Source organism: Bacteroides sp. 519 (assembly GCF_010500955.1).
Classification (GTDB): Bacteria; Bacteroidota; Bacteroidia; order Bacteroidales; family Bacteroidaceae; genus Bacteroides.
The window spans coordinates 21,559-48,261 of record NZ_QVMJ01000015.1 but is presented as its reverse complement, the minus strand read 5'-3'; the positions used below and the strand labels follow the sequence as shown (position 1 = coordinate 48,261).

The following is a 26,703-nucleotide window of genomic DNA, read 5'->3' as shown; positions in this document are numbered from 1 at the left end:
GTTTTGTAACAATCTGATAATCAAATAGGTTGCTTGGACAACATTCGGACAAAAGGGACAAATAAAACAGGGTAAGTAATTAGTAATTAACAGTTTAAGCTCTTATATTTAACCGCAGAGTTTCGCGGATTAACGCGGAGTTTTTAATTTCTATGCTGAATCTTAAACTCTGCGAAACTCTGCGTACTCTGCGGTTAAAAAAGAATAGTTAAATCAGAACTTAACAGCTCTGCCCTGATAAGCAGCTTTCCACCCATCACAGTGGTATTATCCACAATTGCACGGGTTACCTTTACTTGCCACAAATTTAGAACCGGCATCGAGGAATGAAAGGACTAAAAGTGAGGCATCCTGCCCTAAACCAGTATAATAAGACTAAATGCCATGATGGCCATTCCTGTCATTAGTCCGTAGATAGATACATGGTGTTCGCCATATTCGCGGGCAGCAGGTAACAACTCGTCCAACGAAATAAAAACCATGATACCGGCAACTGCTGCCAATATACATCCCAGTAAGATGGGTGTCATAAATGGCATTAATATCAAATAAGCCAGTAATGCTCCTAATGGTTCGGCCAAGCCCGAGAACAGAGATAACCAGAATGCTTTCTTTTTATTGCCTGTTGCATGATAAATAGGTACAGCTACTGCTATACCCTCGGGGATATTGTGTATAGCAATGGCAGTAGCAATGGCAATACCAAGTGTTGGGTCTTCTACCGCAGAGGTAAAAGTAGCAATACCTTCGGGGAAGTTATGAATGGCAATGGCAAGCGCAGTCATTACGCCCATCTTCATTAACTTAGAATTACGGGGAGGGGTTTCTTCCATACTTTCTACCGATCGTACTTCGTGTGGGTTTTCGAAAGAGGGTACAAGTTTATCAATAGCGCCAATAAGTAGCATACCACCAAAAAAGCAAATTACCGTTACCAGCATACCAGAGGTTATTCCTAGTTCTTCCTTCAACATATCCTGCGATTGGGCAAACAGCTCTACAAACGATACATATATCATTACTCCTGCCGAAAGGCCTAAAGAGAATGAAAGGAATTTCTTATTGGTGCTTTTGGCAAAGAAAGCAATCAAACTGCCTATTCCGGTTGCTAGCCCGGCAAACAGTGTTAATATAAAGGGGATAAATAAGTTTTGTTCCATTATGTTGATTCTTAATACAAACCTACATAAAAAAACCTAATAACAAGGAAAAGGTTCAGATAAAAGCTGTTTCACATCTGATAACCATATCCCTGTAACCAATCGCTTGTTTTAGGATTATCTTTTAATTGATGCGGCAATGAAGCTATTCAAAATTATGTTTTCGTTCGTAAAGATAGATAAAAGGAAGTTTTTCAGTAACTTTGGCAAAGTTTTATTTAAATGGATTATGAAAATAGGAGATAAAGTACGTTTCCTCAATGAAATAGGAGGCGGCATAGTAAGAGGGTTTCAAGGAAAAGACGTTGTTCTAGTTGAGAATGAAGATGGTTTTGACATCCCTATGCTAATGAGAGAATGTGTAGTGATTGAAACCGATGATTACAACATGAAACGTAAAACACCTCCAGCACCTCAAAAAACAGAGGAGCCTGCTAAACCATCGAAACCGGAAATAACATCACGCCCTGCCGAAACAAGAGGTGGCGACATACTAAATATTTATCTGGCTTTTGTGCCCGAAGATGTAAAAGCCATCAGCACCACTCCATTCGAGGCATATCTTGTAAACGATAGCAATTATTACCTTTATTATACATACATGAATGCCGAAGGAAAAGCATGGAATGTACGTTCGCACGGATTGGTTGAACCAAACACCAAGCTGTTTCTGGAGGATTTTGATAAGAGCATATTAAACGAACTCGAACGGGTTGCCATTCAGCTTGTACCCTTCAAGGCCGAGCGCACTTTTACCAAAAAGCCTTCGGTTGATGTTGAGTTACGTATTGATACGGTTAAGTTTTACAAGCTACATACTTTTCAGGAGTCTGATTTCTTCGAAGAACCAGTTTTGTTATATACAATTGTTTCTAACGATGTTGTAGCAAAGCAAGTATATGTATCGGCCGAAGATTTACAGAATGCACTTCTTCATAAAAAGACAGTTAGCAGTAAACCTAAGAGCCAGCCCATAACTAAAAAGGAAAAGGGAAACAATATTATTGAATTTGATTTGCATATTGATAGCCTGCTGGATGATACAACCGGAATGAATAACAGTGAAATACTGAATTATCAACTTGATAAATTCCGCGAAGTGCTTGAACAGTATAAGGATAAACGCGAACAACGAATTGTTTTTATTCATGGCAAAGGCGATGGTATTTTGCGCAAAGCTTTGCTTGATGAACTGAAAAGGAAATATAAAAATTACAAACATCAGGATGCTTCGTTTCAGGAATATGGTTTCGGAGCAACCATGGTAACAATAAAATAGTTATATGCCGCTAAGCTATGATCTAATTGCCATACTGGGACCTACTGCTTCGGGTAAAACTCCCTTTGCTGTAGCTTTAGCCAATGAACTGCAAACTGAGATTATCAGTGCAGACTCGCGACAGCTTTACCGTGGCATGGATTTAGGAACTGGTAAAGATATTGAAGAATATACTATAAACGGTATCACCACCCCTTATCATCTTATCGATATAGCCGAACCGGGATATAAATATAATGTATTTGAATACCAACGTGATTTTCTTACAGCATTCAACAACATACAAGCAAAAGAAAAAGTACCCATACTATGTGGAGGCACCGGAATGTACATTGAAGCTGTATTGAAAGGATATCAGTTACTACCCGTACCCGAAAATACGGAATTACGCAATCAACTGGCCGAAAAGTCGCTTGATCAGCTTACTGCCATACTGGGAACCTATAAAACGCTTCATAATACAACCGATGTGGACACTGCCAAACGGGCTATCCGTGCCATTGAAATTGAAGAGTATTATAAAACAAACAACATATCGCAACGAGCATTCCCATCACTGAAAAGTGTGATCATTGGCATTGACATAGACCGTGAACTAAGACGAAACAAAATAACTAACCGCCTGAAACAACGTCTGCGCGATGGAATGGTAGAAGAAGTTGAAGCATTATTGAATAAAGGAATATCTCCGGACGATCTTATTTATTATGGACTTGAGTATAAGTTCCTCACATTGTACATCACAGGTAAGATGAGTTATGAAGAGATGTTCAGTCAACTGGAAATAGCCATTCACCAGTTTGCTAAACGGCAAATGACCTGGTTTCGGGGAATGGAAAGAAGAGGATTTACTATCAACTGGATTAATGCGGAATGGCCAATGGAGGAAAAGGTTGAAAGGGCGAAGAGATTAATCAGTTGAGAGTTGAGAGTTGAGAGTTGAGAGTTACGATGCCGCATGGTAAATAACTCTCAACTCTCAACTCTCAACTCTCAACTCAAAACATAATATGTTATGAGTGTAGACCCTGGAAAATGGGGTGTAATTTACAATCCCAAAGCCGGAACGCGAAAGGCGCACAAACGGTGGCAGGAAATTAAGGAATACATGGACAGTAAGGATGTATCTTACGACTATGTGCAATCCGAAGGTTTTGGCTCTGTTGAAAGATTAGCCGGAATCTTAGCGAATAATGGCTACCGCATTATTGTTGTGGTAGGTGGAGATGGAGCACTGAATGACGCTATTAATGGAATTATGCATTCGGATGCTGAAAACAAAGAAGACATTGCCATTGGCATTATACCCAATGGTATAGGAAATGATTTTGCCAAATATTGGGACCTCGACCTTGAATATAAAGAAGCTGTAAACTGGATAATCAATAACCGCAGAAGAAAGATTGATGTTGGTTTTTGCCGGTACTATGACGGTAAGAATCATCAGCGGCGTTTCTTCCTGAATGCCATAAACATTGGTCTTGGTGCCCGCATAGTGAAGATTACCGACCAAACGAAACGTTTCTGGGGAGTAAAATTGCTATCTTATGCAACTGCTTTCTTCCTCATGTTTTTTGAAAGGAAACTATATCGTATGCACTTACAGATTAACGGCGAAACCATACGCGGCCGCATGATGACTGTTTGTGTGGGTAGTGCTTCCGGTTATGGGCAAACTCCCAGCGCAGTGCCATACAATGGATGGTTGGATGTATCTATTGTTCACCGCCCTCAACTGTTTCAGATATTTACAGGTGCCATTATGCTTATTCGTCGCAGAATACTCAATCATAAGGTAGTAACACCTTACCGCACAAAGAAAGTGAAGGTTCTTTATGCACGCAATGCATCCATTGATTTGGATGGCAGATTATTGCCTAAACAATTCCCTATAGAAATTGGGATTAAACAAGAAATAATAACATTGATAATACCAAATTAGTAGCTAGTAGTTAGTAGCTAGTAGAACCCTGCGATACACTACTAGCTACTAACTACTAACTACTAACTACTAAAATTATGAATATAAAAGATTTAAAGCACAGCAACTCTGGTAACTTCTTTCTGTTAGCCGGCCCGTGTGTTATTGAAGGCGAAGATATGGCTATGCGTATAGCCGAACGAATTGTGACTATAACCGATAAGCTACGGATACCTTATGTATTTAAAGGTTCTTATCGTAAAGCGAACCGCTCTCGCTTGGATTCGTTTACCGGAATAGGAGACGAGAAGGCGTTGAAAATACTAAAGAAGGTACATGATACTTTCGGGGTGCCTACCGTTACAGATATACACAACGCACAAGAAGCTGCAATGGCTGCCGAATATGTAGATGTGTTACAAATACCCGCATTCCTGTGCAGGCAAACCGATATTCTGGTTGCTGCTGCCCAAACAGGTAAGATAGTGAATATCAAAAAAGGACAGTTCTTGTCGCCAATGGCTATGCAGTTTGCAGTAGATAAAGTTGTTGAAGCCGGAAACCCGAATGTTATGGTAACCGAACGCGGTACAACTTTCGGATATACAGATTTGGTAGTAGATTACAGAGGAATTCCCGAAATGCAAACATTTGGTTATCCGGTGATTCTGGATGTTACCCATTCTCTGCAACAACCCAACCAAACCAGTGGGGTTACAGGCGGCATGCCTCAACTTATTGAAACTGTTGCCAAAGCTGGTGTTGCTGTAGGAGTCGACGGATTGTTTATCGAAACCCATGAAGATCCAACGATTGCCAAAAGCGATGGTGCCAATATGCTGAAGCTTGATTTACTGGAAGGATTGCTTACCAAACTAGTCCGAATACGAGAAGCTATTAATTGAAAATTTAAAAAATCACAGACATCTGTGATTTTTTTGTTTATTACAACGACTTATCTACAAAAGAAATTAAACCTCATAAAATATGAATCTATTAATGAAAAAGTTATTCATTGCCGCACTTATTATTTGCAGCAACCTCCATGTCACTTTTGCTCAACAAATGCCTCCTATTCCGGTTGATCCCAATGTGCGCATTGGCAAACTAGACAATGGCTTAACTTATTATATCCGTAAAAATGCCCTTCCTGAAGATAGGGTTGACTTTCATCTAGCGATGAAAGCCGGTTCTATTCTTGAAGAAGAAAACCAACGCGGATTGGCTCACTTCCTTGAACACATGAGTTTTAACGGAACCACCCATTTCCCAGGCGACAGACTTAAGCAATACCTCGAAACTATAGGAGTACGTTTTGGTTATAACCTGAATGCCGGAACAAGCATAGAAGAAACCACATACCGCATATCCGATGTTCCTGCTTCACGCCAAGGGGCTGTCGATTCATGTTTATTAATTCTTCACGATTGGGCAAACGATCTTACACTCGATCCTGTTGAGATTGATAAAGAGCGTGGAGTTATCACCGAAGAGTGGCGCACCTACCGCGATGGTATGGAACGTATGATGGAAAGAGCATTACCCAAAATGTATGCCGGAACCAAATATGCCGACTGCTTACCAATAGGAAACATGGAAGTGGTTAATAACTTCAAACCTCAGGTATTAAGAGATTATTATGAGAAATGGTACCGCCCGGATTTACAAGCAGTAATTGTTGTTGGTGATATTAATGTAGACGATATTGAAAACAAAATTAAGTCTATGTTTGCCGATATTCCTGCACAGCCCAATGCAGCCGAACGTGTTTACTACCCAGTACCCGATAATCAGGAACCGATTATTGTGATCGAGAAAGACAAAGAACAACCAAACGTATTGTTGTATTTCTTCAATAAACACGAAGCTATTCCGGATGAGCAAAAGGGAAATCTTGATTATCTGGTAATGTCGTATGCCAAATATGCAATAGCCACCATGCTTAATACACGTTTGTACGAGTTTATGCAGGCTCCCAATCCTCCCTTTATTTATTCGGGAGCAGCAGACCAGGAATATTTCATTGCTAAAACAAAAGATGCTTTTACAGGAGTGGTCAATTGCAAGGAAGATGCTATAGAAGAAGGCTTTTCGGCACTATACCGTGAAATAGAACGTGCCCGCAGATTTGGATTCACCGAATCGGAATATCTTCGTGCCCGTGCAGAATATCTTCGTTACCTGGAATCGGAATATAACGAACGCGAAAAGAAAAAGAACGACTACTTTGCACAAGAGTATATTAAACACTACTTGGAAAACGAGCCCATACCCGGTTTAGAAAACGAGTATAACATTATGAATCAGTTGGCACCCAACATCCCGGTAGAGGTTATCAACCAGATACTTCCTACACTGATTTCTGACCATAACAAAGTAATCAGCATATTTGGTGCTGATAAAGAAGGGCTGGTTTATCCAACAGAGGACGCTTTGCTTAAAATAATGAAAGATATTGAAGCCGAAGAACTTACTGCTTACGAGGATAAGGTATCTGATGAGCCATTAATTGCAGAGAAACCTGTTCCGGGAAAAGTTGAATCCGAGATACACGATGCACGTTTTGGTACTATTAACTGGACACTTTCGAATGGCGTAAGAGTTATCATTAAACCCACCGACTTTAAGGCCGATGAAATTCAAATGAAAGCAGTGAGCTTTGGTGGTACTTCGTTGTATCCGGATTCCGAAATAGATAATATTATGGTTCTCAACTCTGTTGCAGGTCTTGGTGGACTTGGTAACTTTAGTCAGGTAGAACTAGAAAAAATGCTGGCAGGTAAAAAGGCATGGGTAAACGCTGCTGTTGGCAACCGCACAGAAACTGTTACAGGTAGCTGTTCTCCCAAAGATTTTGAAACCATGATGGAGCTAACTTATCTTCGATTTACTGCTCCACGCAAGGATATGGATGCCTACAATTCGTATATTACCCGTACAAAAGCTGCTTTGCAAAATCAGGAACTTAACCCAATGACAACTTTCTCGGATTCAATATACGGTACATTCTATGGAAAGCATCCAAGAATTAAACGCATGAAACCTGATTTGCTCGATAATATTGATTACGACAAAATTCTATCCATATACAAAAACCGTTATATGGATGCAGGCGACTTTACATTTGTTTTTGTAGGCAATATTAATCTGGAAGAGATTAAACCATTTGTTGAAGAATACATTGCTTCTTTACCAACAACCGGAAGAGAAGAAACATTTATGGACACCGGAATAAGACTGCGCACAGGAGTACATAAAAACGAGTTCATCAAAGAACAGGAAACCGCCAAAGCATCTATCATCCTGATGTATAGTGGTATATGTTCATATACCAGCGAAAACATGGTTAAACTAAGTATGCTCGATCAGATTCTCGACCTTGTATATACCGAAACAGTAAGAGAAGAAGAAGGAGGTACTTATGGTGTAAATGTAGGTAGTGCACTCGAAAAATATCCTGCTGAGGAATTTAAATTCCAGATCGCTTTTGATACCGACCCAGGCAAGAAAGATAAATTAATGGAATTAATCTTCAAAGGCATTAAAGACCTGAGCACCAACGGACCATCGCAACTTAATCTGGATAAAGTGAAAGAACACATGTTGAAAAGCTATAGCGAGAACCTCAAAGAAAACGGTTACTGGCTGAGAGTTATCAACGAGTATCTGGACACAAAAGTAGATACTTCGGCAAACTTCGAAAATGTAGTTAAAGGTATCACAATTAAAGATCTAAAAGACTTTGCTTCCGAATTGTTTGGACAAAACAATATACTCGAAGTGTCTATGATTAGTCCGGAGAAATAATTCATAATTTATAACTCATAATTCGATAACATGCTTTTTAACGAATTACGCAAACAAGGTAAGCTTGCCAATAAGCGTCACCCGATGTATGAAAAGAACAAGTTCGGAAAGATCTTCGGATACTTCATGGCGATATTTTGGCTAGGCTACTTGATATTTTTTGGTACATTCTTTGCCTTTGCAATGGATGGTGGTGCTATTGAAGCCTACGACTTACTAAACAAAGGACTTATGATTTTTCTGGTTCTGGATTTTCTTATACGATTTCCTTTTCAGAAAACCCCTACACAGGAAATGAAGCCCTATTTGTTGCTCCCTATTAAGAGAAACCGGCTGCTTGATTTCCTGTTGCTTCGCTCCGGAATGAGTGGATTTAATTGCTTATGGCTTTTCTTATTTGTACCATTTGCTCTTTTCACCGTTACCCGTTATTACTGGTTTACAGGAGTTTTTACCTATTGTTTGGGTATTTACCTGTTAATGCTGTTTAATAACTACTGGTATTTACTTTGTCGAACACTCTTGAGCGAAAAAATCTGGTGGATATTATTGCCAATAGCAGTTTATGCAGTATTAGGAGTTGTTGAGTTTACACTCGGTAATCCTATCAGTACATTCAGCATGCATCTGGGTAGTGCATTTATCAGTGGTAATTTGCTGGCACATCTTGGAGTAATTGCTGCCATAGCCTGTATGTGGTTTATTAACCGCTGGGTAATGTCGGGCTTGGTTTACTCGGAAGTAAACCGGGTTGAAGACACTAAAGTAAAGAATGTATCCGAATACAAGTTCCTTGAACGCTATGGCGAAATAGGTGAATACTTCCGTTTAGAACTTAAAATGTTGTTTCGTAACAAACGTTGCAAATCATCTTTGCGTTCCATTGCAATTGTAGTTGTTCTGTTCTCTTGTATTCTCAGCTTTACCGAAGCGTACGACGGGAATTTTATGAGAAGTTTTATTGCTGTATATAGCTTTGTGGCATTCGGAACTGTACTTCTTACCCAAATAATGGGTTTCGAAGGTAACTATTTGGATGGCCTAATGACCCGTAAAGAATCTATTTATAACCTTCTTAGGGCCAAATACTATTTTTACAGTATACTGGTATTGGTTCCTTTTGTGTTATTAATCCCGGCAATGATTATGGGAAAAATAGCATTGCTAACAGCTGCTGCACTGACCTTTTTTACTACCGGATTTGTTTACTGCATGTTATTTCAGCTTGCGGTTTACAATAATAAAACAGTTCCTCTTAACGAAGGAATTACAGGTAGACAGGCATCGGGAACCGGTTTTCAAAGCCTGGTTGCTTCGGCTGCTTTTGGTGTTCCAATGCTTTTTTATTTTTCATTAAACGCTCTTTGTGGCGAAGTAATCGGGCAATGGATACTTATGGCAATAGGCATCGGCTTTACCTTTACAGCACATTTATGGATTAAAAACATATACAACCGTTTCATGAAACGCAGATATGTAAATATGGAAGGATTCAGAGATACGAAATGAGTAGTGAGTGATGAGTTTTGAGTTTTGAGTACCATGCGGAATCGTACTCATAACTCATAACTCATAACTCATCACTCATCACTCAAAACTCAATACTCAAAACTCAATACTCAAAACAATGATTACGATAGATAATTTACAGAAATTTTTCGGAGAGAAGAAAGCGGTCGACATAGATTCGTACCAAATAGCACAAGGTGATATGATAGGGCTTGTTGGAAATAACGGTGCAGGTAAAACTACACTTTTCCGGTTGATTCTTGATTTGCTTAAAGCTGAAAATGGTTTTGTTACCATTGAAGGAATAGATGTTAGCAAAAGCGAGGACTGGAAAAACTTTACAGGTGCTTTTATAGATGATGGCTTCCTTATTGATTATCTTACTCCTGAAGAATACTTTTATTTTATTGGCAAGATGTACGGATTGCCCAAGGAAGAGGTAGACAGCCGTTTAGTGCCTTTCGAAAGATTTATGAATGGAGAAGTTATTGGACAAAAGAAATTTATTCGTAACTTTTCAGCCGGAAACAAACAAAAGATTGGTATTATTTCGGCAATGCTTCATCAGCCACGATTGTTAATACTGGATGAACCATTCAATTTCCTGGATCCCAGTTCGCAATCTATTATAAAAAGTTTGCTGAAGAAATACAATGACGATACCAATGCTACGGTATTGATATCCAGTCATAACCTGAATCATACAGTCGATGTTTGTCCGCGAATTGCTCTGCTTGAACATGGTAGAATTATCCGTGATATAATGAATGAAAACAACTCGGCAGAGCAAGAACTGGAAATGTATTTTAATGTTGATATAGATTATGAAGAAACAATGCCAGCTGCTCCAGAACCTGATATTGATCATAGTACTGGTAACGAGTGTTAGTTCTTGTGGAACCAAACCTCCTGCCTTAAACTATCCGGCACTTGCAAATGCCGCCATTAAACTTGATATTGACATTGAGTTTAAAGATAACCACAATCTTTACCTTGAGTCGGCCGGTTGGTTGGGGGTTCCTTATCGTATTGGAGGAACAACCAAAAGCGGTGTAGATTGCTCCGGATTAACATTGAATATCTATAGTACTGTTTTCGATACCAAATTGAAACGAAATACTACAGAACAGATGAAGCAGTCTACCAAAGTTTCCAAAAGAAAGCTGCAAGAAGGTGATTTGGTTTTCTTCTCAAGCAAGAACTCGAAGAAACAAGTAGCCCATGTAGGAATCTATCTGAAAGACGGCAAGTTTGTTCATGCCAGTAGCAGTAAAGGAGTAATAGTTAGTAAACTCAATGAAGCCTATTACAAGAAGTATTGGATAAGGGGAGGAAGAGTTAACTAATTTTTTTAAATTTAGAACACAGAGGTACTGTGTCTTTGTGTTCAAAAAAAGATTATAAACATGAAAAAGATTTTTAGTTTTATATTAATCGCTTGTTTGGCGATTACTGCCAATGCGCAGTTATTATGGAAAGTTACAGGAAACGGAATAGAAGAACCTTCCTATATCTTTGGTACCCATCACCTGGCCCCAATAAGTATTATCGACAGTATTAGTGGCTTTCAACAAGCATTCAACGAAAGTACACAGGTTATAGGTGAAGTAATTATGGCAGACATGACATCGCCTGAAACCATAGGCATTATGCAGAAGTACATGATCATTGCCAGCGACACAACCTTAAAAACGTTACTTACACCCGAAGAGTTTGAAATGGTGAATAAGTTCACCCAAGAGAATCTGATGATAGATATTGAAATGGCTTCCAAACTCAAACCTGCTTTTATTACCAATAACATAGCTATAGTTCTGGCAATGAAAAGCATGCCCAATTTTAATCCGCAACAACAATTAGACACTTATTTGCAACAAATAGGTGCCGAACAGAATAAAAACATTGATGGTTTTGAAACAATGGAGTTTCAATTTGGTATGCTGTTCGACGGACAATCTTTACAACGTCAAACAGAACTGTTGGTATGTGCTTTAAATAATGTGGATAAACTTATTGAAGAAACCAATATATTAACAAATGCATATCTGACGCAGGATATTGATGCGCTATATAATATTATGCAAAAAAAAGAAGGTAATAATTGCGATCCTCTTCCCGGAGAGATAGAGCTACTTCTAGATAACCGTAATATTCATTGGGCCGAAGTTTTTCCAGAAAAGATTAAAGCAGGATCTGCCTTCGTTGTTGTAGGTGCAGGACATCTGCCTGGCGAAAAAGGATTTATTAATCTGTTGAGAAAACAAGGATACAGTGTTGAGCCTGTGAAATAACACCAATGAAGATTCGGAATAAAGAGACACGGAGACACAGAGATTTATTAAAAACTCTGTGTCTCCGTGTCTCTGTGTTCTAATTAATTAGTTAAAACCATTTAGTACATACAGATAAACCACCGCCGCCGGAATAGCCATTAACGAACTATCAAAGCGATCAAGCATACCGCCATGTCCTGGTAGCATCTTACCTGAATCTTTCACACCAAGCTGACGTTTAAGCAGTGATTCTGTTAAGTCTCCCCATGTGCCGAATATTACAACTACTACAGCCAACCCGGCCCATTGAATATTTGTCATAAAGGGGTAGAAATGAGCAAAAACAAAAGCAGAAGCAATTGCAAATACAGCTCCTCCTATTGATCCCTCCCATGATTTCTTAGGTGATATACGTTCGAAAAGTCTGTGCTTACCAATCAGTGAACCTACACAATATGCACCCGTATCACTCAACCAGATGAAAACAAATACAGCAAGAGGCAATGGGTAATTGTAGATAACTGCAATTGTTTCGCTAGTAACAGGTTGATACTGATAAGCCAACACATTGAGTAATGCAAAGGGCAGTGCAATATATACTTGTGCAAGCATGGAATAAGCCCATGCCTCAATAGGTTGCTCCTTTTTAAGATACAATTCACTGATAAGCAGATACATTAAAATAATCAGGTAGGGAATAAAGATTACCGGACCCATCATATTGGTACAGAAACCCGAGAAAGCAATAAACAAACAAACAGCTCCAAGCATATTGATAAACGGATTTATCTGTGCTTTGCCGGTAGTGTTTATCAGGTGGGCAAACTCATAAACAGAAAGTGCACTGATGATGGCAAACAGAACAGAGAAAGAAATCCTGTCGTAAACCATACAACCAACCAGGACTACTACAAACAATAGTCCTGTGATGGCTCTTGTTATAAAATTACTTTTCATCCTCGGTACCTGCTTTTTCTTCCACTTCCTCAGTAGAAGGTTCTACTGTTTCAACAGGGCCTTTGTTTTGCTGTTCGTAAGCCATAATCTCTTCCGAACGCGAAGCCCAAGGACGTTTACCAAAGATTCTTTCCACATCTTCGGCAAAGATTACTTCTTTTTCAATCAGTAATTGGGCCAGTTCTCCATGTTCTTCTTTATGATCGGATAAGATTTGTTTAGCCCGGTCGTATTGTTCGTTTACGATGCGTTTTACTTCTTCATCAATAATCTCTGCAGTTTTTTCGCTATATGGTTTGCTGAAAGAATATTCGTCATTGCTGTAATAGCAAAGGTTTGGAAGTCTGTCGCTCATACCCAGATAGGCTGTCATACCGAAAGCTTGTTTAGTAACACGTTCAAGGTCGTTCATTGCTCCGGTTGAGATTCTGCCTATAAACAAATCTTCGGCTGCACGGCCACCTAATGTAGCACACATTTCATCCAACATTTGTTCTTTGGTAGTAATCTGACGTTCTTCCGGTAAATACCAAGCAGCACCCAAAGCACGTCCGCGGGGCACAATGGTAACTTTAATCAGCGGATTGGCATGCTCAAGTAACCACGATAAGCTGGCATGACCTGCTTCGTGCAAGGCTATTGCGCGCCGTTCGGCTTCTGTTGTAATCTTGCTTTTCTTTTCCAAACCACCTATAATACGGTCAACCGCATCGAGGAAGTCTTGTTTACCCACAAACTTTTTACCGTTACGGGCAGCAATCAAAGCAGCTTCGTTACATACATTGGCAATGTCGGCTCCCGAGAATCCCGGAGTTTGACGTGCAAGTAAGTCAACATCAACAGAGTTATCTATCTTAATAGGGCGTAGGTGAACGCCAAATACTTCTTTTCTTTCATTCAGGTCGGGCAGGTCTACATGTATCTGACGGTCGAAACGTCCGGCACGCAGTAAGGCTTTATCCAATACATCTACACGGTTGGTAGCAGCAAGAATAATTACACCACTGTTCGATCCGAAACCATCCATCTCAGTCAACAACTGATTAAGCGTATTTTCGCGTTCATCGTTTCCGCCCATGCTTGGGTTCTTTCCACGGGCGCGACCCACTGCATCAATCTCATCGATAAATACAATACAGGGTGCTTTTTCTTTGGCTTGCTTGAACAAGTCACGTACACGTGATGCACCAACACCAACAAACATTTCAACGAAGTCTGATCCTGCCAGTGAGAAGAAAGGTACATTAGCCTCGCCGGCTACAGCTTTAGCCAACAATGTTTTACCTGTTCCCGGAGGGCCAACCAACAAAGCTCCTTTGGGTATTTTACCTCCCAGATCGGTATACTTCTGTGGTTCTTTTAGAAATTCAACAATTTCTTCTACCTCCTGTTTGGCTTCTGCCAATCCGGCAACATCTTTGAATGTTACTCTGTTTGCACCACCTTTTTCAAAAAGTGTAGCTTTGGATTTGCCTACGCTAAATACACCGGCACCTCCACCGCCTCCACCGCCACTCATACGGCGCATGAAGAATATCCATAAACCAATAAGGAACGCAAAAGGAAGAATATTCCAGAGAACAGCACTCAGATAATCTTTCTTCTTATCGTAAGTAACCTTACCATCGAATTTATTGGTAAACTTTTGTTGTTCAATAAATTCGTCCAGTTTCTCTCTTGAGGGTGCTTCAGTAACTACCATTGGGTGTTTACCAGCTTTTGTCGAGTCTAATTTGAAGACATCTTTAACATGTTCGGGTTTGATGTAAACATCAACAGAGCTATCATCGTATCCAATAATCTTGTTTACATAACCACTCTGAACATAGTTCTGAAATTCGTCGTACGAAACGCTTTTGATCATTGATCCGCTTTCGTTTGTCAGGTACAATCCTAATAACATTACAGCAATAATCATATACATCCAGTTCAGATTGAACTTTGGTAGATTTACTTTGCCGTTTGGTTTATTGTTAGGAACTTTATTGTTGTTGTCCTTTTCCATATTCTATATTAATCAATATCAGGTATTTTTGTCAGCTTAGCATCGGCCCACAAAGTTTCCAGGTTGTAGTATTCTCTAATTTCGGGTAAAAAAACATGTACCCATACATCGGCATAGTCCATAGCTACCCATTCTGCATTTCGTAATCCGTCAATAGAAATGGGTTTAACATTGGCTCCTTCCCGAGCTGTTTCTTTCACAGAGTCTACTATTGCTCCAACTTGGCTTGGTGTATTTCCTTGGCATATAATAAAGTATTTGCATACTGTATCGCCAATACTTGTTAAATCTGCAATAACTATATTTTTTCCTTTTTTCTCTTGAATTCCTTCTGTAATTTTTGCTATTAAATTCTGTGTATCGTTCATTTATTTATTTAATAATTAATACTTCATCCCAGTTTCGATTATAACAAAACTTTTGATTCTTTTGTTCCTCTCCGAAAATGCAATTAATCCACAAATATACACCTAATTATTATTTGGGAAAAGTTATGATGAAATTCTATTCACTAATTTGTGTTTTTTAGTAGCTAAATTAAGTTAACGACCTTTTAGTTTTAAGGAGAAAATTTTGAGAAAAGTATTTGGAATATTCAAAATAGTTGTATCTTTACACCCGAAAAGCTTGGGCTATGGTGTAATGGTAACACTTCAGATTCTGGTCCTGACTTTCCAGGTTCGAATCCTGGTAGCCCAACAAAAGAAAACGCGAAACTGTTTAAAAGAATGGTTTCGCGTTTTTGTTTTGTGTAAAATCATGCCCGATATTTAAATTAAGGATGTCTTTTCCCACTTACCCCGATGCAACTCCATTACATGCGTAAACCCAGCTTTTTTCAAAGCCAACAATGCTTCGGGCCGACCACTATTAATCTTTTCAGGGAAGTGTGCATCACTATTTACCAAAACAGGTATATCCAGTTCTTTCAGCAATGTAAAATATCGTTCGTTGGGAAAGAACACTCCTTTCTCCAGAAATGCTTTGGTATTTATTTCTACCATATAGCCTTTAGAAGCTATGGTGCGGAAGTAGTGAAGCATCAAGGAATTATACCAAGCCTCATCCAACAATCCCGGATGATATACAGAAGCATTATAGTGCATCTTGTCGGCATGACCCACAATGTCGAAGCCACCAAGTTCTATCATTCTCAATAAACGCTCGTAGTATAGATTTACTATATATTTGATATCTCCATCAAAATGATCATTTACTATTTGAGCATACTTGTTGGTAGAACAATCAATGTCTACTATCTCATCTTTCTTATCATATAAAAGATGAACCGAACCTATCCGGTAATCCAGAGGTAACTCCGTAAATCGGGCAATAGACGGATTGCTATCATTGTTTAAATAATCAATTTCCAGACCTACATACAACTCAATTTGTTCCTTATATTGTTCCCTCAACCGGAAACATTCTTCCAGATAAGCAGGTAGGTCTTCCTGTTCCATAGTCCAATGGGTAGGAAAAGGCAATGGTGCATGCGATGAGATTCCGTAAGATGTGAAATTCTGCCTGATTGCTTCCTTTATAAAATCCTCTAACGGAGCACGCCCGTCGCAGAAGGAGCAATGGCTATGGTAGTTGGTTAAATTCATGATTCTATTTCGCTTAATTCCAACCATCTCATGGTTTTCTCATCAATTAAATCGGTAATAATGGGTAATCTTTTCGATTTCTCGGTTAGTTCATCTACCGAAAGAGAACCGCTACACAATGCTTCTTCCAATTGTCTTTTCTCTTCTTCGAGTGTGGCTATTTCTGTTTCAAGTTGTTCAAATTCTCTTTTTTCCTTGAAGCTCATCCTTCGTTTTTCATCTGTACGAACTCTTTGTTTTTTTTCTTCTTTGGGCTTTGCCGCTTCCTTTTCTTTCTGTTCGTTTGCAGATTTCCAATCCCTGTAATCGGAATAATTACCGGGGAAATCGCGGATATCGCCCTGCCCATTAAATACCAGAAGATGATCGACCACCTTATCCATAAAATACCTGTCGTGCGAAACAACCATAACACACCCTTTGTAATTTTGCAGGTATTCTTCAAGAATGTTCAGGGTAACTATGTCGAGGTCGTTGGTAGGCTCATCCAGAATCAGGAAGTTGGGGTTGCGCATCAATATGGTACATAGGTACAAACGCCGACGCTCTCCTCCACTCAGTTTATATACATAACTGTGCTGACTTTCGGGGGTGAAAAGGAAATGTTGCAGAAACTGTGAGGCGGTAAGTTGTTTGCCATTACCCAGCTCAACATACTCGGCAATATCCTGTACAACATCAATCACTTTCATCTGTTCGTCGAACTGTAGTCCGTCTTGCGAGTAGTATCCAAATCTTACGGTTTCGCCAATCTCGATGGTTCCACTATCCAAAGGCACTTCTCCCAACAATATTTTAATAAAAGTTGATTTCCCAGTACCGTTGTTTCCTACAATACCCATCTTTTCGTAACGGGCAAAGATGTACGAGAAATCATCCAATATCTTCAAATCGTCGTAACTTTTATACAGATGCTCGGCTTCGAATATTTTCGAACCGATATAAGATGCTTTTACATTAAGCTGAACATTGCTGTTGTCAATACGTTGTTTGGCTACCTTTTCAAGATCATAAAATGCATCTTCCCGGTATTTGGCTTTATGTCCGCGGGCTTGTGGCATTCGTCGCATCCATTCCAGTTCGGTACGGTAAAGGTTGTTGGCGCGGGTTATTTCGGTGTTCATTGCATCTACCCGTTCTTGTCTTTTTTCCAGATAGTAGCTATAATTACCTTTGTACTGATAAATCTGGCGGTTATCAATTTCCATTATTTCGGAACAAACTCTATCTAAGAAATAACGGTCGTGGGTAACCATCAGTAAACAGATGTTGGTTCGTTGCAGATATTCTTCCAACCATTCAATCATATCCAGATCGAGGTGGTTAGTAGGCTCATCGAGAATAAGAAGATCCGGTTCTACAATCAGGGCATTGGCCAGCGCAACACGTTTCAACTGTCCACCCGATAGGTGTTTTATCTTTTGATTGAAATCACGTATTTTCAACTGGGTAAGTACCTGCTTGGCCTTTCTTTCGTAATCCCAGGCTTTTTCTTGCTCCATGCGGGCAAGTATTTCGTCTATCCCCGGGTTGCCTTCGGTTGCCATACATGCTTCGTACTCCTTTATCAATTCGGTTACCGGATTCCCATGATAAAAACAGGCTTCGAGTACAGTCAGTTCTTCGGGATATACTGGGTTTTGTTCGAGGATACTTATCCGCAGATCGCGGCGGAAGGTTATTCGCCCGCTATCGTATCCTTCTTTTCCGGACAATATGCTTAATAGAGTGGTTTTCCCAGCACCGTTCTTGGCTATGAGTCCCACGCGTTGACCTTCGGCTATGCCAAAGGATATATTTTGAAATAGTACAAGATCGCCAAACGATTTTGTGAGGTTTTCAACCTGTAAATAACTTACCATTTTTTGTTAGTAGTTAGTAGTTAGTAGATAGTAGTTAGTAGATAGTAGTTAGTAGTTAGTAGATAGTAGCTAGTAGTTAGTAGTTAGTAGTAGATAGTGTTAGTAGATAGAACGATACTGCATAGCTACTAGCTACTAGCTACTAACTACTAGCTACTAAACCTATTATCGTTTTATATTCCTCTGTAACATTTACAGAGTTCCCGGCTTTGACTTTGCTCCATACCAACTTCATTGGGTCAATTGTTGTTCCGTTTTTAGTATATTGCAGTATAGGTGCTTCGCGGTTGCCGTCAATGAGTGTCATCCATTCAAAACCCTCAATTTCGTTGGTAAGTATAACACATACGGCAATACCCAGAGCAAGCCATGTGTCTTTTTGTTTAGGTTTGATAGAATCGCTGTCTATAATCTGTTGTATTTTTGATAGATCTTCTTCTATACCCTGAAAATCTTTTTTCTGCATTTGCTTTACCAGCGATGCAGTTAAGTTATACCCTTCGTCTACCTCACTTATTTCCGAAACACGAATCGGAATTATTTCTGCCGGATATTTCTCTCCGTCCTTTCGTATTTCGAGTGCAGATATTATTGTTTCGGCCTCGGTTATTTTGCCTCCTTTTGGAACAGTGAAACTACATTCAAAGGCTACATTATCAATACCAGTAATCCATAAATGATTCACATAGAAAACATTATCTTCCTGAAACATTTCCTTGCTATATGCACATTCCAGATTACCTATTCGCACCAGAGAAGCGGAAGGATTGCCTTTTAATTCGGCGTTGATTGATTCTTTTCCAAAGAATGCGGCATCACGTAAACCAGCATCTTTTTTAAAAGCTGATATTCTGAAATTGCCGCTCCATACATTGGGATTATAAAAAAGGAAGCTACTTTCGGTGTCTTCAAATTCACCCCAATCTAAAGGATAGACCAAGGAAAACCATGCACCTGGGGATATAAATTTCTTGCCGGATATTTTTGTCATAAGTCTTTTTTTTCTTTCAGCCAACAAATATACAAGAATTTATTTAGCCTGCCTTATTCATATTCAAGAATGAAAGGAGTAACTGCAAGAAGCGTTATCACATTATGATACCGAATGACGTTTAAGCCATGCCACTGCGTAAGAACAAGTTGCCTGAGGGGTTAAGTTATTTTCTTTGGCATAATCATAAGCAGCTTGGCATAGTGCAGATGCTATTCCTCTGCCTTCAATTGGACCGGGTACAATGGTGTGGAGAACATCCAAACAACCATTGTGAATGGCATACTGTACAAAGGCCGTTCGTCCATCTACTTCTGTTGTAAACAGGTTACGTTCTGGGTTGTGATCAATTTGATAATCCATTTCATTCAATTATTAAAGTTACGCAAATTGTTTTCTACTGTGACAAGCAGTCACTTCTTTTAATAACAAAGGGAAATCCAAAGTTGTTTATTATCTTATTGATACATTGACATTAAATAATCTAAACCAATTCATCTTTTACCACAAGAAATTGTTTACTTTGCAAAGAAATCAAAGTATGAATTATGAAAAAGAAACTTACCAATATAACTTTTATCCTTCTTTGTGGTGCTTTTATAGGAATAACTCCACTAGTTGTAAGCAGTTACATGAAGCCTAAGCAACAAGAACCAGAAAAATCGGAATTACCTTATGCTGTAGTATCGCCTGTTATACCAGCAAGTGTAAACTTTGCCGGACAGGAGGTTGATCTTACCCGTTACGATCGTCGGGAAAGAATGGACAGGGAGTTGAATGCTTTTACATATATGCACTCTACTACTACTCTTTTAATTAAACGCGCCAACCGTTTCTTTCCTGTAATTGAACCACTTTTACGTGCAAACGGAATTCCTGATGATTTTAAATACCTGATGGTTATTGAAAGTAATCTCAATACTTTGGCACGTTCGGGTGCGGGAGCAGCAGGATTATGGCAGTTTATGCAGGCTACTGGCCGTGAGAACGGTTTGGAGGTAAATACAAATGTTGACGAGCGGTATCACATTGTTAAATCGACCAATGCTGCATGCCGCTATTTAAAAGAGGCGTATGCTTTGTATGGCGACTGGGTTACGGTTGCTGCTTCGTACAATGCAGGCAAAGGAAGAATTTCGGGTGAATTACGTAATCAGTTGGCAGAGAACGCTATGGATTTGTGGTTGGTTGAAGAAACATCACGTTATATGTTCCGGATATTTGCTGCTAAGCAAGTATTAGAACATCCACAACAATATGGTTTTATGTTGAGAAGGGAACAATTATATCCGCCTATTCCCTACGAGGAGGTTACAGTTAATGTACCTATTGGCGATTTAGCTGCGTTTGCCAAATCGAAGGGAATTACTTATGCTCAATTAAAAGATGCTAACCCTTGGTTACGAACTAATTCTTTAGAAAACAGAAGTGGACGAAGCTACACTTTATTGATTCCTCAACAAAGCGGAATGTATTATAATCCGGAGGAAACTGTTCCGCATAATAGGGATTGGGTGGTGAATTAAGAAATCACACTGTGGCAGTGTAAATATTAAGTTTTTTGCACTGCCACAGTGCGATTATTGTATTTATCTCATTTTTTATCTGCATTCTTTAGGGTATTTTTTTTACCTCTTATTTTCTTCTTGTTACGAATGTAATCACTAATAGCCTGAATGTCTTCCTTAGTTACATTCCTACCATCAATATAATCGATTCTTTCCAATAATTCCGTATTCATAATTCAATCTTTTTTAAAATATTTCTCAATCAACTTTTCAGCAGCTTCCATTTCAATCAGCATCCGATGGTGACCAATATGAATAGCACCTAACGATTTCTCATAATGTTCAATCAGTTTTGTTTTAGCAGTAAAAGCAATACAACCCTCAAATCCCTGTTCATAGGAATATTTACATGCAAAAGCAACTAAATTCGCTGCAACACCAAAAAAAATCCGGTTATCACCTCTATTTGAAGGAGCACTTTCCAACAAATGCATATAAACATGATCTTCTTCAACTGAAAAACAAATTAAACCTTGTATAGTTGAATCTCCAGCTATTGTCAACTTGTAGACGTGTTTCAATACTTCATCAAACTCCTTTCTCCAATTAAAACTCCAACCATTCTTTTTTAAAACACTTTTCAAGTCATCCTTAGTTACAGAAGAAACATCTGTAATTATTTTATCTCCAGTTAATCTGTGTTCAATACAATCTGTTATTTTATCTATTATAAAATCAAGACCCATTTCTTTCATTTTCATTGATAAAGATACAAAAAAGAAATCAAAAACAAAAAATCTTCCTAATATCAGCCACAGTGCGATTATTACCTAAAACAACATCACCTCTCCCCCATCCGAGGCTACATACTTAACAAGTAACTCCCTTATCATTTCGGCAGCATCTTTTAATCCTGCTTCACCGCTGTATCCATTGATTATAGCTAAAATATGGGTGGTTTCAATATTCATTTTGGTTCGTTCTTCATCGCTGGTAGGTGTTCCTATCCCTCCAATTGAATCGCGATAAACAGGTAACCCTTCAATATTTAATATTCCCCGGCCAATGGCTTCGAATGGTTCGTTGGCTTTTCCTACCCCTAATTGAAGTTGGGTGCCTTGTATTTTATCGGCATCGAAACCACCTATGGAGTATCCGGTTCGTAAGGAAACCAAATTGATAAGATCAACAAGTGTATCTATTTGATACAAAGGAATATTACGCAATAAACGACGACGCAATGCCTCTGCCGATGGACGATAACGTCCTGGATCTTTACCTAATTTCTTATATACCTCACGGGTGGCGGCTATGGCCGGATTCAACTTTATATTATCGATTGTCGAAGTATTCAACAATTCGGCTGTAAACGCATTTATTTCTTGCCAGAGATTTTCGTTGTATTGTGAGTTTGTTACAGATGCATACACTGCAGCCCCTGCAAATATGGGGCAAGCGTTCTTTATTTCTTGTGATACTGATAGGGTAAACATTAAAAATTAAGAATTAGGAATTAGGAGTTTATCATTATGCCTGATAATATTCGACCGGAATGGATTCCCAGTCTTCGGGCTGAGAAGAAAAGATTGTGTTCATGGTAGGTACAAATTTCTGCACACTCTATTTGGGAATCCGGAATGCCGAAGTCTTTCAACTGCATCCTGTTTGCTTCCCATAAATCAATGTGATATTTCTTGGTGTGTTGATTAAATTGTGCAACCTTATTCATATCAAATCCTTTCTTTTGAAAGGCTTCATAAACCTCATTACCTACCTCGAAAGATGCTACAGATATACCCGGACCAATACAAGCAATTATATTCTCGCCTGCCGAGTGATAGGTTTGTTGCATAAGTTGCAGTGTTTTTGCTACAATTCCTTCTACTGTTCCACGCCAACCTGCATGGATTGCGGCTACAACATTCTCTTTATAATCATACAATAATACTGGAATACAGTCGGCAGTTGATATACACAAACAATAGCCAGGTTGGTTGGTTATAAGGGCATCAACTCCTTGCAGAGCTTCATCGGTATAATCGACTGGCGATGTTATTATACGTACTTCTGTATTGTGAGTCTGACGGGGGATTACCAGTTTTGAAGGTCGACATGCCAGTGAGTCAATCAAAAGCTGTTGATTTTGGTATACATCTTCTAAATCGTCGCCTGTGTAATGGGTGCAATTAAAAGATGCGTAATTGCCTTTGCTACACCCTCCTAAGCGTGTAGTTACAAAATGAGAAATGTTGGGATAGCTATTTAACAGCTCATATCCCAACATTCTTTTATCGTTAGTTAACGGAATCATTCTTCGTCCCAATCTTCTTCGTATTCGTAATCAAAATCATCGTCTTCTTCATCGTCTTCATACTCATAGTTGAAGTCTTCATCTTCTCCCTGAGCCCTTAGTTCATCTTTTAAATGACCTACATCTTTAGCACGATGTACAAGAGTTTCTATTTTATTACTTTCTTTATTGAGTTCTTCCCAAAGAATATCTTTTAGAACAGAGATACCATATCCGGTTACCGAAGAAATAAATATGTGAGGAATTCCTATCGGCAAGGTTGGTTCTATTTCATCCATCAATTCCTGATCAAGCATATCACTTTTTGTTATGGCAAGCACCCGTTGTTTATCCAACATTTCGGGGTTGAATGTTTTCAACTCGTTCAGTAATATATCGTACTCTTTATGAATATCATCGCTATCGGCAGGAACCATAAAAAGCAATAAGGAGTTCCGTTCAATGTGTCGTAAGAAACGTAGCCCCAGCCCTTTACCCTCGCTGGCTCCTTCAATAATCCCGGGGATATCGGCCATTACAAAGGATTTTCCATCGCGATAGGAAACAATACCCAAGTTGGGTTCAAGAGTTGTAAAAGGATAGTCGGCAATCTTGGGCTTAGCTGCCGATACCGCAGATAGCAAAGTAGATTTTCCGGCATTAGGAAAACCAACCAAACCAACATCGGCAAGCAGTTTAAGTTCCATAATAACGGTCATTTCCTGCATCGGTTCACCCGGTTGTGCAAACCTGGGTGCCTGACGGGTTGCTGTGCGGAAATGCCAGTTTCCCAATCCTCCACGTCCTCCTTTAAGTAATACAACTTCTTGCTCGTGTTCGGTTACGTCGCAAACGTATTCTCCGGTTTCGGCATTGTATACTACTGTTCCACAGGGTACTTCTATTATTTTGTCGGCCCCATCTTTACCGAAGCTGCGGCTACTACTGCCCGATTCGCCGTGACCGGCAAATACATGTCGTTCGTATTTCAGATGGAGCAATGTCCAGTAATTGCGGTTACCGCGTAGTATCACGTTTCCGCCTCTTCCGCCATCACCACCATCCGGTCCGCCTTTAGGGGTGTATTTCTCACGCCGCATGTGAGTAGAGCCTCTCCCACCCTTTCCTGAGCGGCAATAGATCTTCACATAATCAACAAAATTCGATTCAGCCATTGTTTTAGTAGTTAGTAGATAGTAGTTAGTAGATAGTAGATAGTTAGACATTCATTGAGCGTAAAAGTCCATTGCTATATGAATTAAGAAGCTTTCCTACCTCATTAGCAATACTATAGAGTTCATTTTTCTCATCAGGTGTAATATATCCTAAATCTCTGGACAATATTATGAAGTTCTTAGTTTCTTCTAAAGACCCTAATGATATATTATAAAAACGAAGTTTTTCTTTTTTACCTGCTCTCACAAATCCTTCAGCTATATTTGCAGTTATTGAAGCAGCAGCGCGTCTCATTTGATTGCTTAGGCCAAACATTTCTTCCTTTGGATATTTTTTTGTAATATTATACACCATCAGCACATAAGTATGAGCTTTTTGCCATACCAACAAATTTTCAAATGAAGTTGTACACATCTGCTACTAACTACTAGCTACTAACTACTTTAAAATATTTATTTGTTCGCAAATCATCTCAGTGATCTTATTCATTTCGCCTTGTCCTTCGATAAGGCAATATTTACCTTCTACTTTATACCAATCAATCAGTGGACAAGTTTGTGAATAATAAACATCCAGACGTTTGCGAATTGTTTCTTCGTTATCATCAGCACGACCTGAGCTTTTACCTCTGTTAATAAGTCGTTCTACAAGTTCTTCCTCCGGAACATTTAAATCAAGCATCAGGGTAATTTCCTGACCACGGGCAGCTAACATTTTTTTTAGCTCTTCAGCCTGGTTTATTGTTCGGGGGAAACCATCAAAAATAACTCCTTTACTATCTTTGAAGCTGTCTAATACATCAGCAAGAATGTTTATCATCAAATCGTCGGGGATAAGCTGGCCTTCATCAATGTATGATTTGGCTAATTTACCCAGTTCGGTTCCATTCTTGATTTCCGCACGTAAAACATCACCTGTTGATATATGATTCAGTCCGAATCGTTCAACTATTCTTTCACTTTGTGTTCCCTTACCTGATCCGGGAGCACCAAAAATTACAATATTAAGCATATATATTTGAGTTTTTTGTTAGTAGTTAGTAGTTAGTAGTTAGTAGTTAGTAGATAGTAGTTAGTAGATAGTAAGTAGTAACAATGCCGCATGGTCCTACTAGCTACTAACTACTAGCTACTAACTACTACTATCTACTAGCTACTATCGTATAAATATCCGGATAGTTTCTGCCATATCCGTCATAATCAAGTCCGTAACCAACAATAAAGTCGTTGGGAATATTTAGTGCTACATAGTCAACCTTAATGTCAACTTCCAGTTTATCGGGTTTTACCAGTAACGAGGCTATTTTTATTTCTTTTGGTTGGCGGGTGCCTAATGTTTCGAGCAGGCGTTGCATTGTAAATCCGGTATCCACAATATCTTCAACTATAACAATAGTACGGTTTGATATGTCTTCGTTAATACCAATAACCTCTTTAATTACACCCGATGACGAAACTCCTTGGTACGAAGCCAACTTCACAAACGATATTTCACAAGGAATGGTGATTTGTTTCATTAAATCGGAAGTAAACATAAAAGCGCCATTCAATACACTTAGAAACAGAGGATTTTTACCAGCCAAATCATGATTAATTTCTGCTGCAACACGGCTAACTTCTTTTTGAATTGTCTCTTGTGGTATAGAGATAGTAAATGTTTTATCTTTTATCTTAATCATATAATAATGAGTTGAGAATTGGCAAAAGTACAACAATTATTTTATATTTTACTTCACTCCATGCATCATCTTCTGTAATTTCTTCGAACTCACCATTCTGATTTGAGCCAAAACTCCCCTCCCAGAAGTTTAAAATGCAAAATTTGTCGTCATTCAACACGCGGAGGTTTTATTCTATTGATTAACAATGCGTTAAATGCGTGTTGAATGCCGTGTTGAGAAACATTATTACAACTATTTCGTCACGCTTTCAACACGCTTTATTTTGAGCTTTGACCTCTAACAATAGTAGGGACTTTCCGATAGAAAACCCTGTACTACGCAAGCTATATAGCATTGGGGTTCCGGTCTATATAGATGAGTGCCTTCGATCTATATAGCACCGACCTCTCGATCTATATAGCATTGACCCCTCGGTCTATATAGAAAGATATTTTACTTGTTATTGAACAGCACTTTTATCCCGGTAGGATAAAGCTTTTCTCCTACCGGGAAAAACCGTTTATCCTACCGGGAGAAAGGTCATGCTACCGGGATGAAAGAGTTATAATACTGCGATTCAAAGTATGAATAATGCAGGCAGTTCACAAGCAATTACCCCTTGGGGTAAAATTTGAATAACCCCCAGTGAAGCGAAGCGACTGGGGGTGGAGAATAGACTCAATCTCATCAACGCCGAA

General features: G+C 39.1%; 26 protein-coding genes and 1 tRNA gene. 11 read left to right on the top strand and 16 right to left on the bottom strand.

Features of this window, described 5'->3' with window-relative positions; genetic code table 11:
* Nucleotides 1-356: 356 nt before the first annotated feature.
* Nucleotides 357-1,160: a zinc transporter ZupT gene (gene zupT / locus D0T85_RS13765; protein WP_203558484.1), complete on the bottom strand. Its 804-nt coding sequence runs from the start codon at nucleotides 1,158-1,160 to the stop codon at nucleotides 357-359.
* A 229-nt stretch (nucleotides 1,161-1,389) separates the two neighbouring features.
* Here zupT and D0T85_RS13760 point away from each other — a divergent pair, with 229 nt between their 5' ends.
* The 9 genes from D0T85_RS13760 (at nucleotide 1,390) to D0T85_RS13720 (ending at nucleotide 11,967) form a co-directional block, all read left to right on the top strand.
* Nucleotides 1,390-2,439 carry a DUF2027 domain-containing protein gene (locus D0T85_RS13760; RefSeq protein ID WP_163214147.1) on the top strand — a complete coding sequence of 350 codons (1,050 nt, stop codon included), beginning with the start codon at nucleotides 1,390-1,392 and terminating at the stop codon, nucleotides 2,437-2,439.
* Between the two features lie 4 nt (nucleotides 2,440-2,443).
* Nucleotides 2,444-3,361, top strand: coding sequence for a tRNA (adenosine(37)-N6)-dimethylallyltransferase MiaA (gene miaA / locus D0T85_RS13755; RefSeq protein WP_163214098.1), 918 nt, complete (start codon nucleotides 2,444-2,446; stop codon nucleotides 3,359-3,361).
* Between the two features lie 93 nt (nucleotides 3,362-3,454).
* Nucleotides 3,455-4,381: a diacylglycerol kinase family protein gene (locus tag D0T85_RS13750; RefSeq protein WP_163214097.1), complete on the top strand. Its 927-nt coding sequence runs from the start codon at nucleotides 3,455-3,457 to the stop codon at nucleotides 4,379-4,381.
* Nucleotides 4,382-4,458: 77 nt separating this feature from the next.
* Nucleotides 4,459-5,265 (top strand): 3-deoxy-8-phosphooctulonate synthase, encoded by an 807-nt coding sequence (kdsA, locus tag D0T85_RS13745; RefSeq protein WP_163214096.1) that lies wholly within the window; start codon nucleotides 4,459-4,461, stop codon nucleotides 5,263-5,265.
* An 82-nt stretch (nucleotides 5,266-5,347) separates the two neighbouring features.
* Nucleotides 5,348-8,167 carry a pitrilysin family protein gene (locus tag D0T85_RS13740; RefSeq protein ID WP_163214095.1) on the top strand — a complete coding sequence of 940 codons (2,820 nt, stop codon included), beginning with the start codon at nucleotides 5,348-5,350 and terminating at the stop codon, nucleotides 8,165-8,167.
* A 30-nt stretch (nucleotides 8,168-8,197) separates the two neighbouring features.
* Nucleotides 8,198-9,676: a DUF5687 family protein gene (locus tag D0T85_RS13735; RefSeq protein ID WP_163214094.1), complete on the top strand. Its 1,479-nt coding sequence runs from the start codon at nucleotides 8,198-8,200 to the stop codon at nucleotides 9,674-9,676.
* Nucleotides 9,677-9,794: 118 nt separating this feature from the next.
* Nucleotides 9,795-10,565 carry an ABC transporter ATP-binding protein gene (locus D0T85_RS13730; RefSeq protein WP_163214093.1) on the top strand — a complete coding sequence of 257 codons (771 nt, stop codon included), beginning with the start codon at nucleotides 9,795-9,797 and terminating at the stop codon, nucleotides 10,563-10,565.
* Complete coding sequence (locus tag D0T85_RS13725) at nucleotides 10,501-11,022, top strand: C40 family peptidase (protein WP_163214092.1); 522 nt, start codon at nucleotides 10,501-10,503, stop codon at nucleotides 11,020-11,022. Before D0T85_RS13730 ends, D0T85_RS13725 begins: the two co-directional genes overlap by 65 nt.
* Before the next feature lie 60 nt (nucleotides 11,023-11,082).
* Nucleotides 11,083-11,967: a TraB/GumN family protein gene (locus D0T85_RS13720; RefSeq protein ID WP_163214091.1), complete on the top strand. Its 885-nt coding sequence runs from the start codon at nucleotides 11,083-11,085 to the stop codon at nucleotides 11,965-11,967.
* 87 nt (nucleotides 11,968-12,054) lie between these two features.
* On the opposite strand, the gene D0T85_RS13715 is transcribed toward D0T85_RS13720, so the two are convergent.
* Genes D0T85_RS13715 through rsfS form a run of 3 tightly spaced genes read right to left on the bottom strand, consistent with a single transcriptional unit; the run spans nucleotide 12,055 to nucleotide 15,279 of the window.
* The gene (locus D0T85_RS13715; protein ID WP_163214090.1) at nucleotides 12,055-12,906 is read right to left on the bottom strand and encodes a phosphatidate cytidylyltransferase; all 852 of its coding nucleotides are present in this window, start codon (nucleotides 12,904-12,906) and stop codon (nucleotides 12,055-12,057) included.
* Nucleotides 12,896-14,911 carry an ATP-dependent zinc metalloprotease FtsH gene (gene ftsH / locus D0T85_RS13710; protein ID WP_163214089.1) on the bottom strand — a complete coding sequence of 672 codons (2,016 nt, stop codon included), beginning with the start codon at nucleotides 14,909-14,911 and terminating at the stop codon, nucleotides 12,896-12,898. The genes D0T85_RS13715 and ftsH overlap by 11 nt, the downstream gene beginning before the upstream one ends.
* Before the next feature lie 8 nt (nucleotides 14,912-14,919).
* Nucleotides 14,920-15,279: a ribosome silencing factor gene (gene rsfS, locus D0T85_RS13705; protein WP_163214088.1), complete on the bottom strand. Its 360-nt coding sequence runs from the start codon at nucleotides 15,277-15,279 to the stop codon at nucleotides 14,920-14,922.
* A 260-nt stretch (nucleotides 15,280-15,539) separates the two neighbouring features.
* On the opposite strand from rsfS, the gene D0T85_RS13700 reads away from it, so the two are divergent.
* Nucleotides 15,540-15,610, top strand: a tRNA-Gln gene (locus D0T85_RS13700).
* A gap of 71 nt (nucleotides 15,611-15,681) precedes the next feature.
* Here D0T85_RS13700 and D0T85_RS13695 read toward each other — a convergent pair.
* The 4 genes from D0T85_RS13695 to D0T85_RS13680 form a co-directional block, all read right to left on the bottom strand.
* Entirely contained in the window at nucleotides 15,682-16,518 is an 837-nt protein-coding gene (locus tag D0T85_RS13695; protein ID WP_163214087.1) for a histidinol-phosphatase, read from the bottom strand.
* The gene (gene abc-f, locus D0T85_RS13690) at nucleotides 16,515-18,380 is read right to left on the bottom strand and encodes a ribosomal protection-like ABC-F family protein (RefSeq protein WP_163214086.1); all 1,866 of its coding nucleotides are present in this window, start codon (nucleotides 18,378-18,380) and stop codon (nucleotides 16,515-16,517) included. The genes D0T85_RS13695 and abc-f overlap by 4 nt, the downstream gene beginning before the upstream one ends.
* A gap of 142 nt (nucleotides 18,381-18,522) precedes the next feature.
* A complete protein-coding gene (locus D0T85_RS13685) occupies nucleotides 18,523-19,362 on the bottom strand; it encodes a DUF3805 domain-containing protein (RefSeq protein WP_370459970.1) in 840 nt (279 codons plus the stop codon).
* A 111-nt stretch (nucleotides 19,363-19,473) separates the two neighbouring features.
* Entirely contained in the window at nucleotides 19,474-19,734 is a 261-nt protein-coding gene (locus D0T85_RS13680) for a GNAT family N-acetyltransferase (protein ID WP_163214084.1), read from the bottom strand.
* A 185-nt stretch (nucleotides 19,735-19,919) separates the two neighbouring features.
* On the opposite strand from D0T85_RS13680, the gene D0T85_RS13675 reads away from it, so the two are divergent.
* Nucleotides 19,920-20,897 (top strand): lytic transglycosylase domain-containing protein, encoded by a 978-nt coding sequence (locus D0T85_RS13675; RefSeq protein WP_163214083.1) that lies wholly within the window; start codon nucleotides 19,920-19,922, stop codon nucleotides 20,895-20,897.
* A 68-nt stretch (nucleotides 20,898-20,965) separates the two neighbouring features.
* Here the strand turns inward: D0T85_RS13675 and D0T85_RS13670 are convergent, their stop codons facing one another.
* The 8 genes from D0T85_RS13670 to hpt form a co-directional block, all read right to left on the bottom strand.
* The gene (locus D0T85_RS13670; protein ID WP_163214082.1) at nucleotides 20,966-21,112 is read right to left on the bottom strand and encodes a hypothetical protein; all 147 of its coding nucleotides are present in this window, start codon (nucleotides 21,110-21,112) and stop codon (nucleotides 20,966-20,968) included.
* A 3-nt stretch (nucleotides 21,113-21,115) separates the two neighbouring features.
* Nucleotides 21,116-21,640, bottom strand: coding sequence for a hypothetical protein (locus tag D0T85_RS13665; protein WP_163214081.1), 525 nt, complete (start codon nucleotides 21,638-21,640; stop codon nucleotides 21,116-21,118).
* A 69-nt stretch (nucleotides 21,641-21,709) separates the two neighbouring features.
* The gene (locus D0T85_RS13660) at nucleotides 21,710-22,372 is read right to left on the bottom strand and encodes a B3/4 domain-containing protein (protein ID WP_163214080.1); all 663 of its coding nucleotides are present in this window, start codon (nucleotides 22,370-22,372) and stop codon (nucleotides 21,710-21,712) included.
* Nucleotides 22,373-22,392: 20 nt separating this feature from the next.
* Nucleotides 22,393-23,190: a peptidoglycan editing factor PgeF gene (gene pgeF, locus D0T85_RS13655; protein WP_163214146.1), complete on the bottom strand. Its 798-nt coding sequence runs from the start codon at nucleotides 23,188-23,190 to the stop codon at nucleotides 22,393-22,395.
* A complete protein-coding gene (obgE, locus tag D0T85_RS13650) occupies nucleotides 23,187-24,344 on the bottom strand; it encodes a GTPase ObgE (protein ID WP_163214079.1) in 1,158 nt (385 codons plus the stop codon). Before obgE ends, pgeF begins: the two co-directional genes overlap by 4 nt.
* Before the next feature lie 43 nt (nucleotides 24,345-24,387).
* A complete protein-coding gene (locus D0T85_RS13645; protein WP_163214078.1) occupies nucleotides 24,388-24,759 on the bottom strand; it encodes a four helix bundle protein in 372 nt (123 codons plus the stop codon).
* A 24-nt stretch (nucleotides 24,760-24,783) separates the two neighbouring features.
* Nucleotides 24,784-25,356 carry an adenylate kinase gene (locus D0T85_RS13640; protein WP_163214077.1) on the bottom strand — a complete coding sequence of 191 codons (573 nt, stop codon included), beginning with the start codon at nucleotides 25,354-25,356 and terminating at the stop codon, nucleotides 24,784-24,786.
* Between the two features lie 130 nt (nucleotides 25,357-25,486).
* Nucleotides 25,487-26,023, bottom strand: a complete 537-nt coding sequence (hpt, locus tag D0T85_RS13635) for a hypoxanthine phosphoribosyltransferase (RefSeq protein WP_163214076.1) — start codon at nucleotides 26,021-26,023, stop codon at nucleotides 25,487-25,489.
* Between the last annotated feature and the right edge of the window lie 680 nt (nucleotides 26,024-26,703).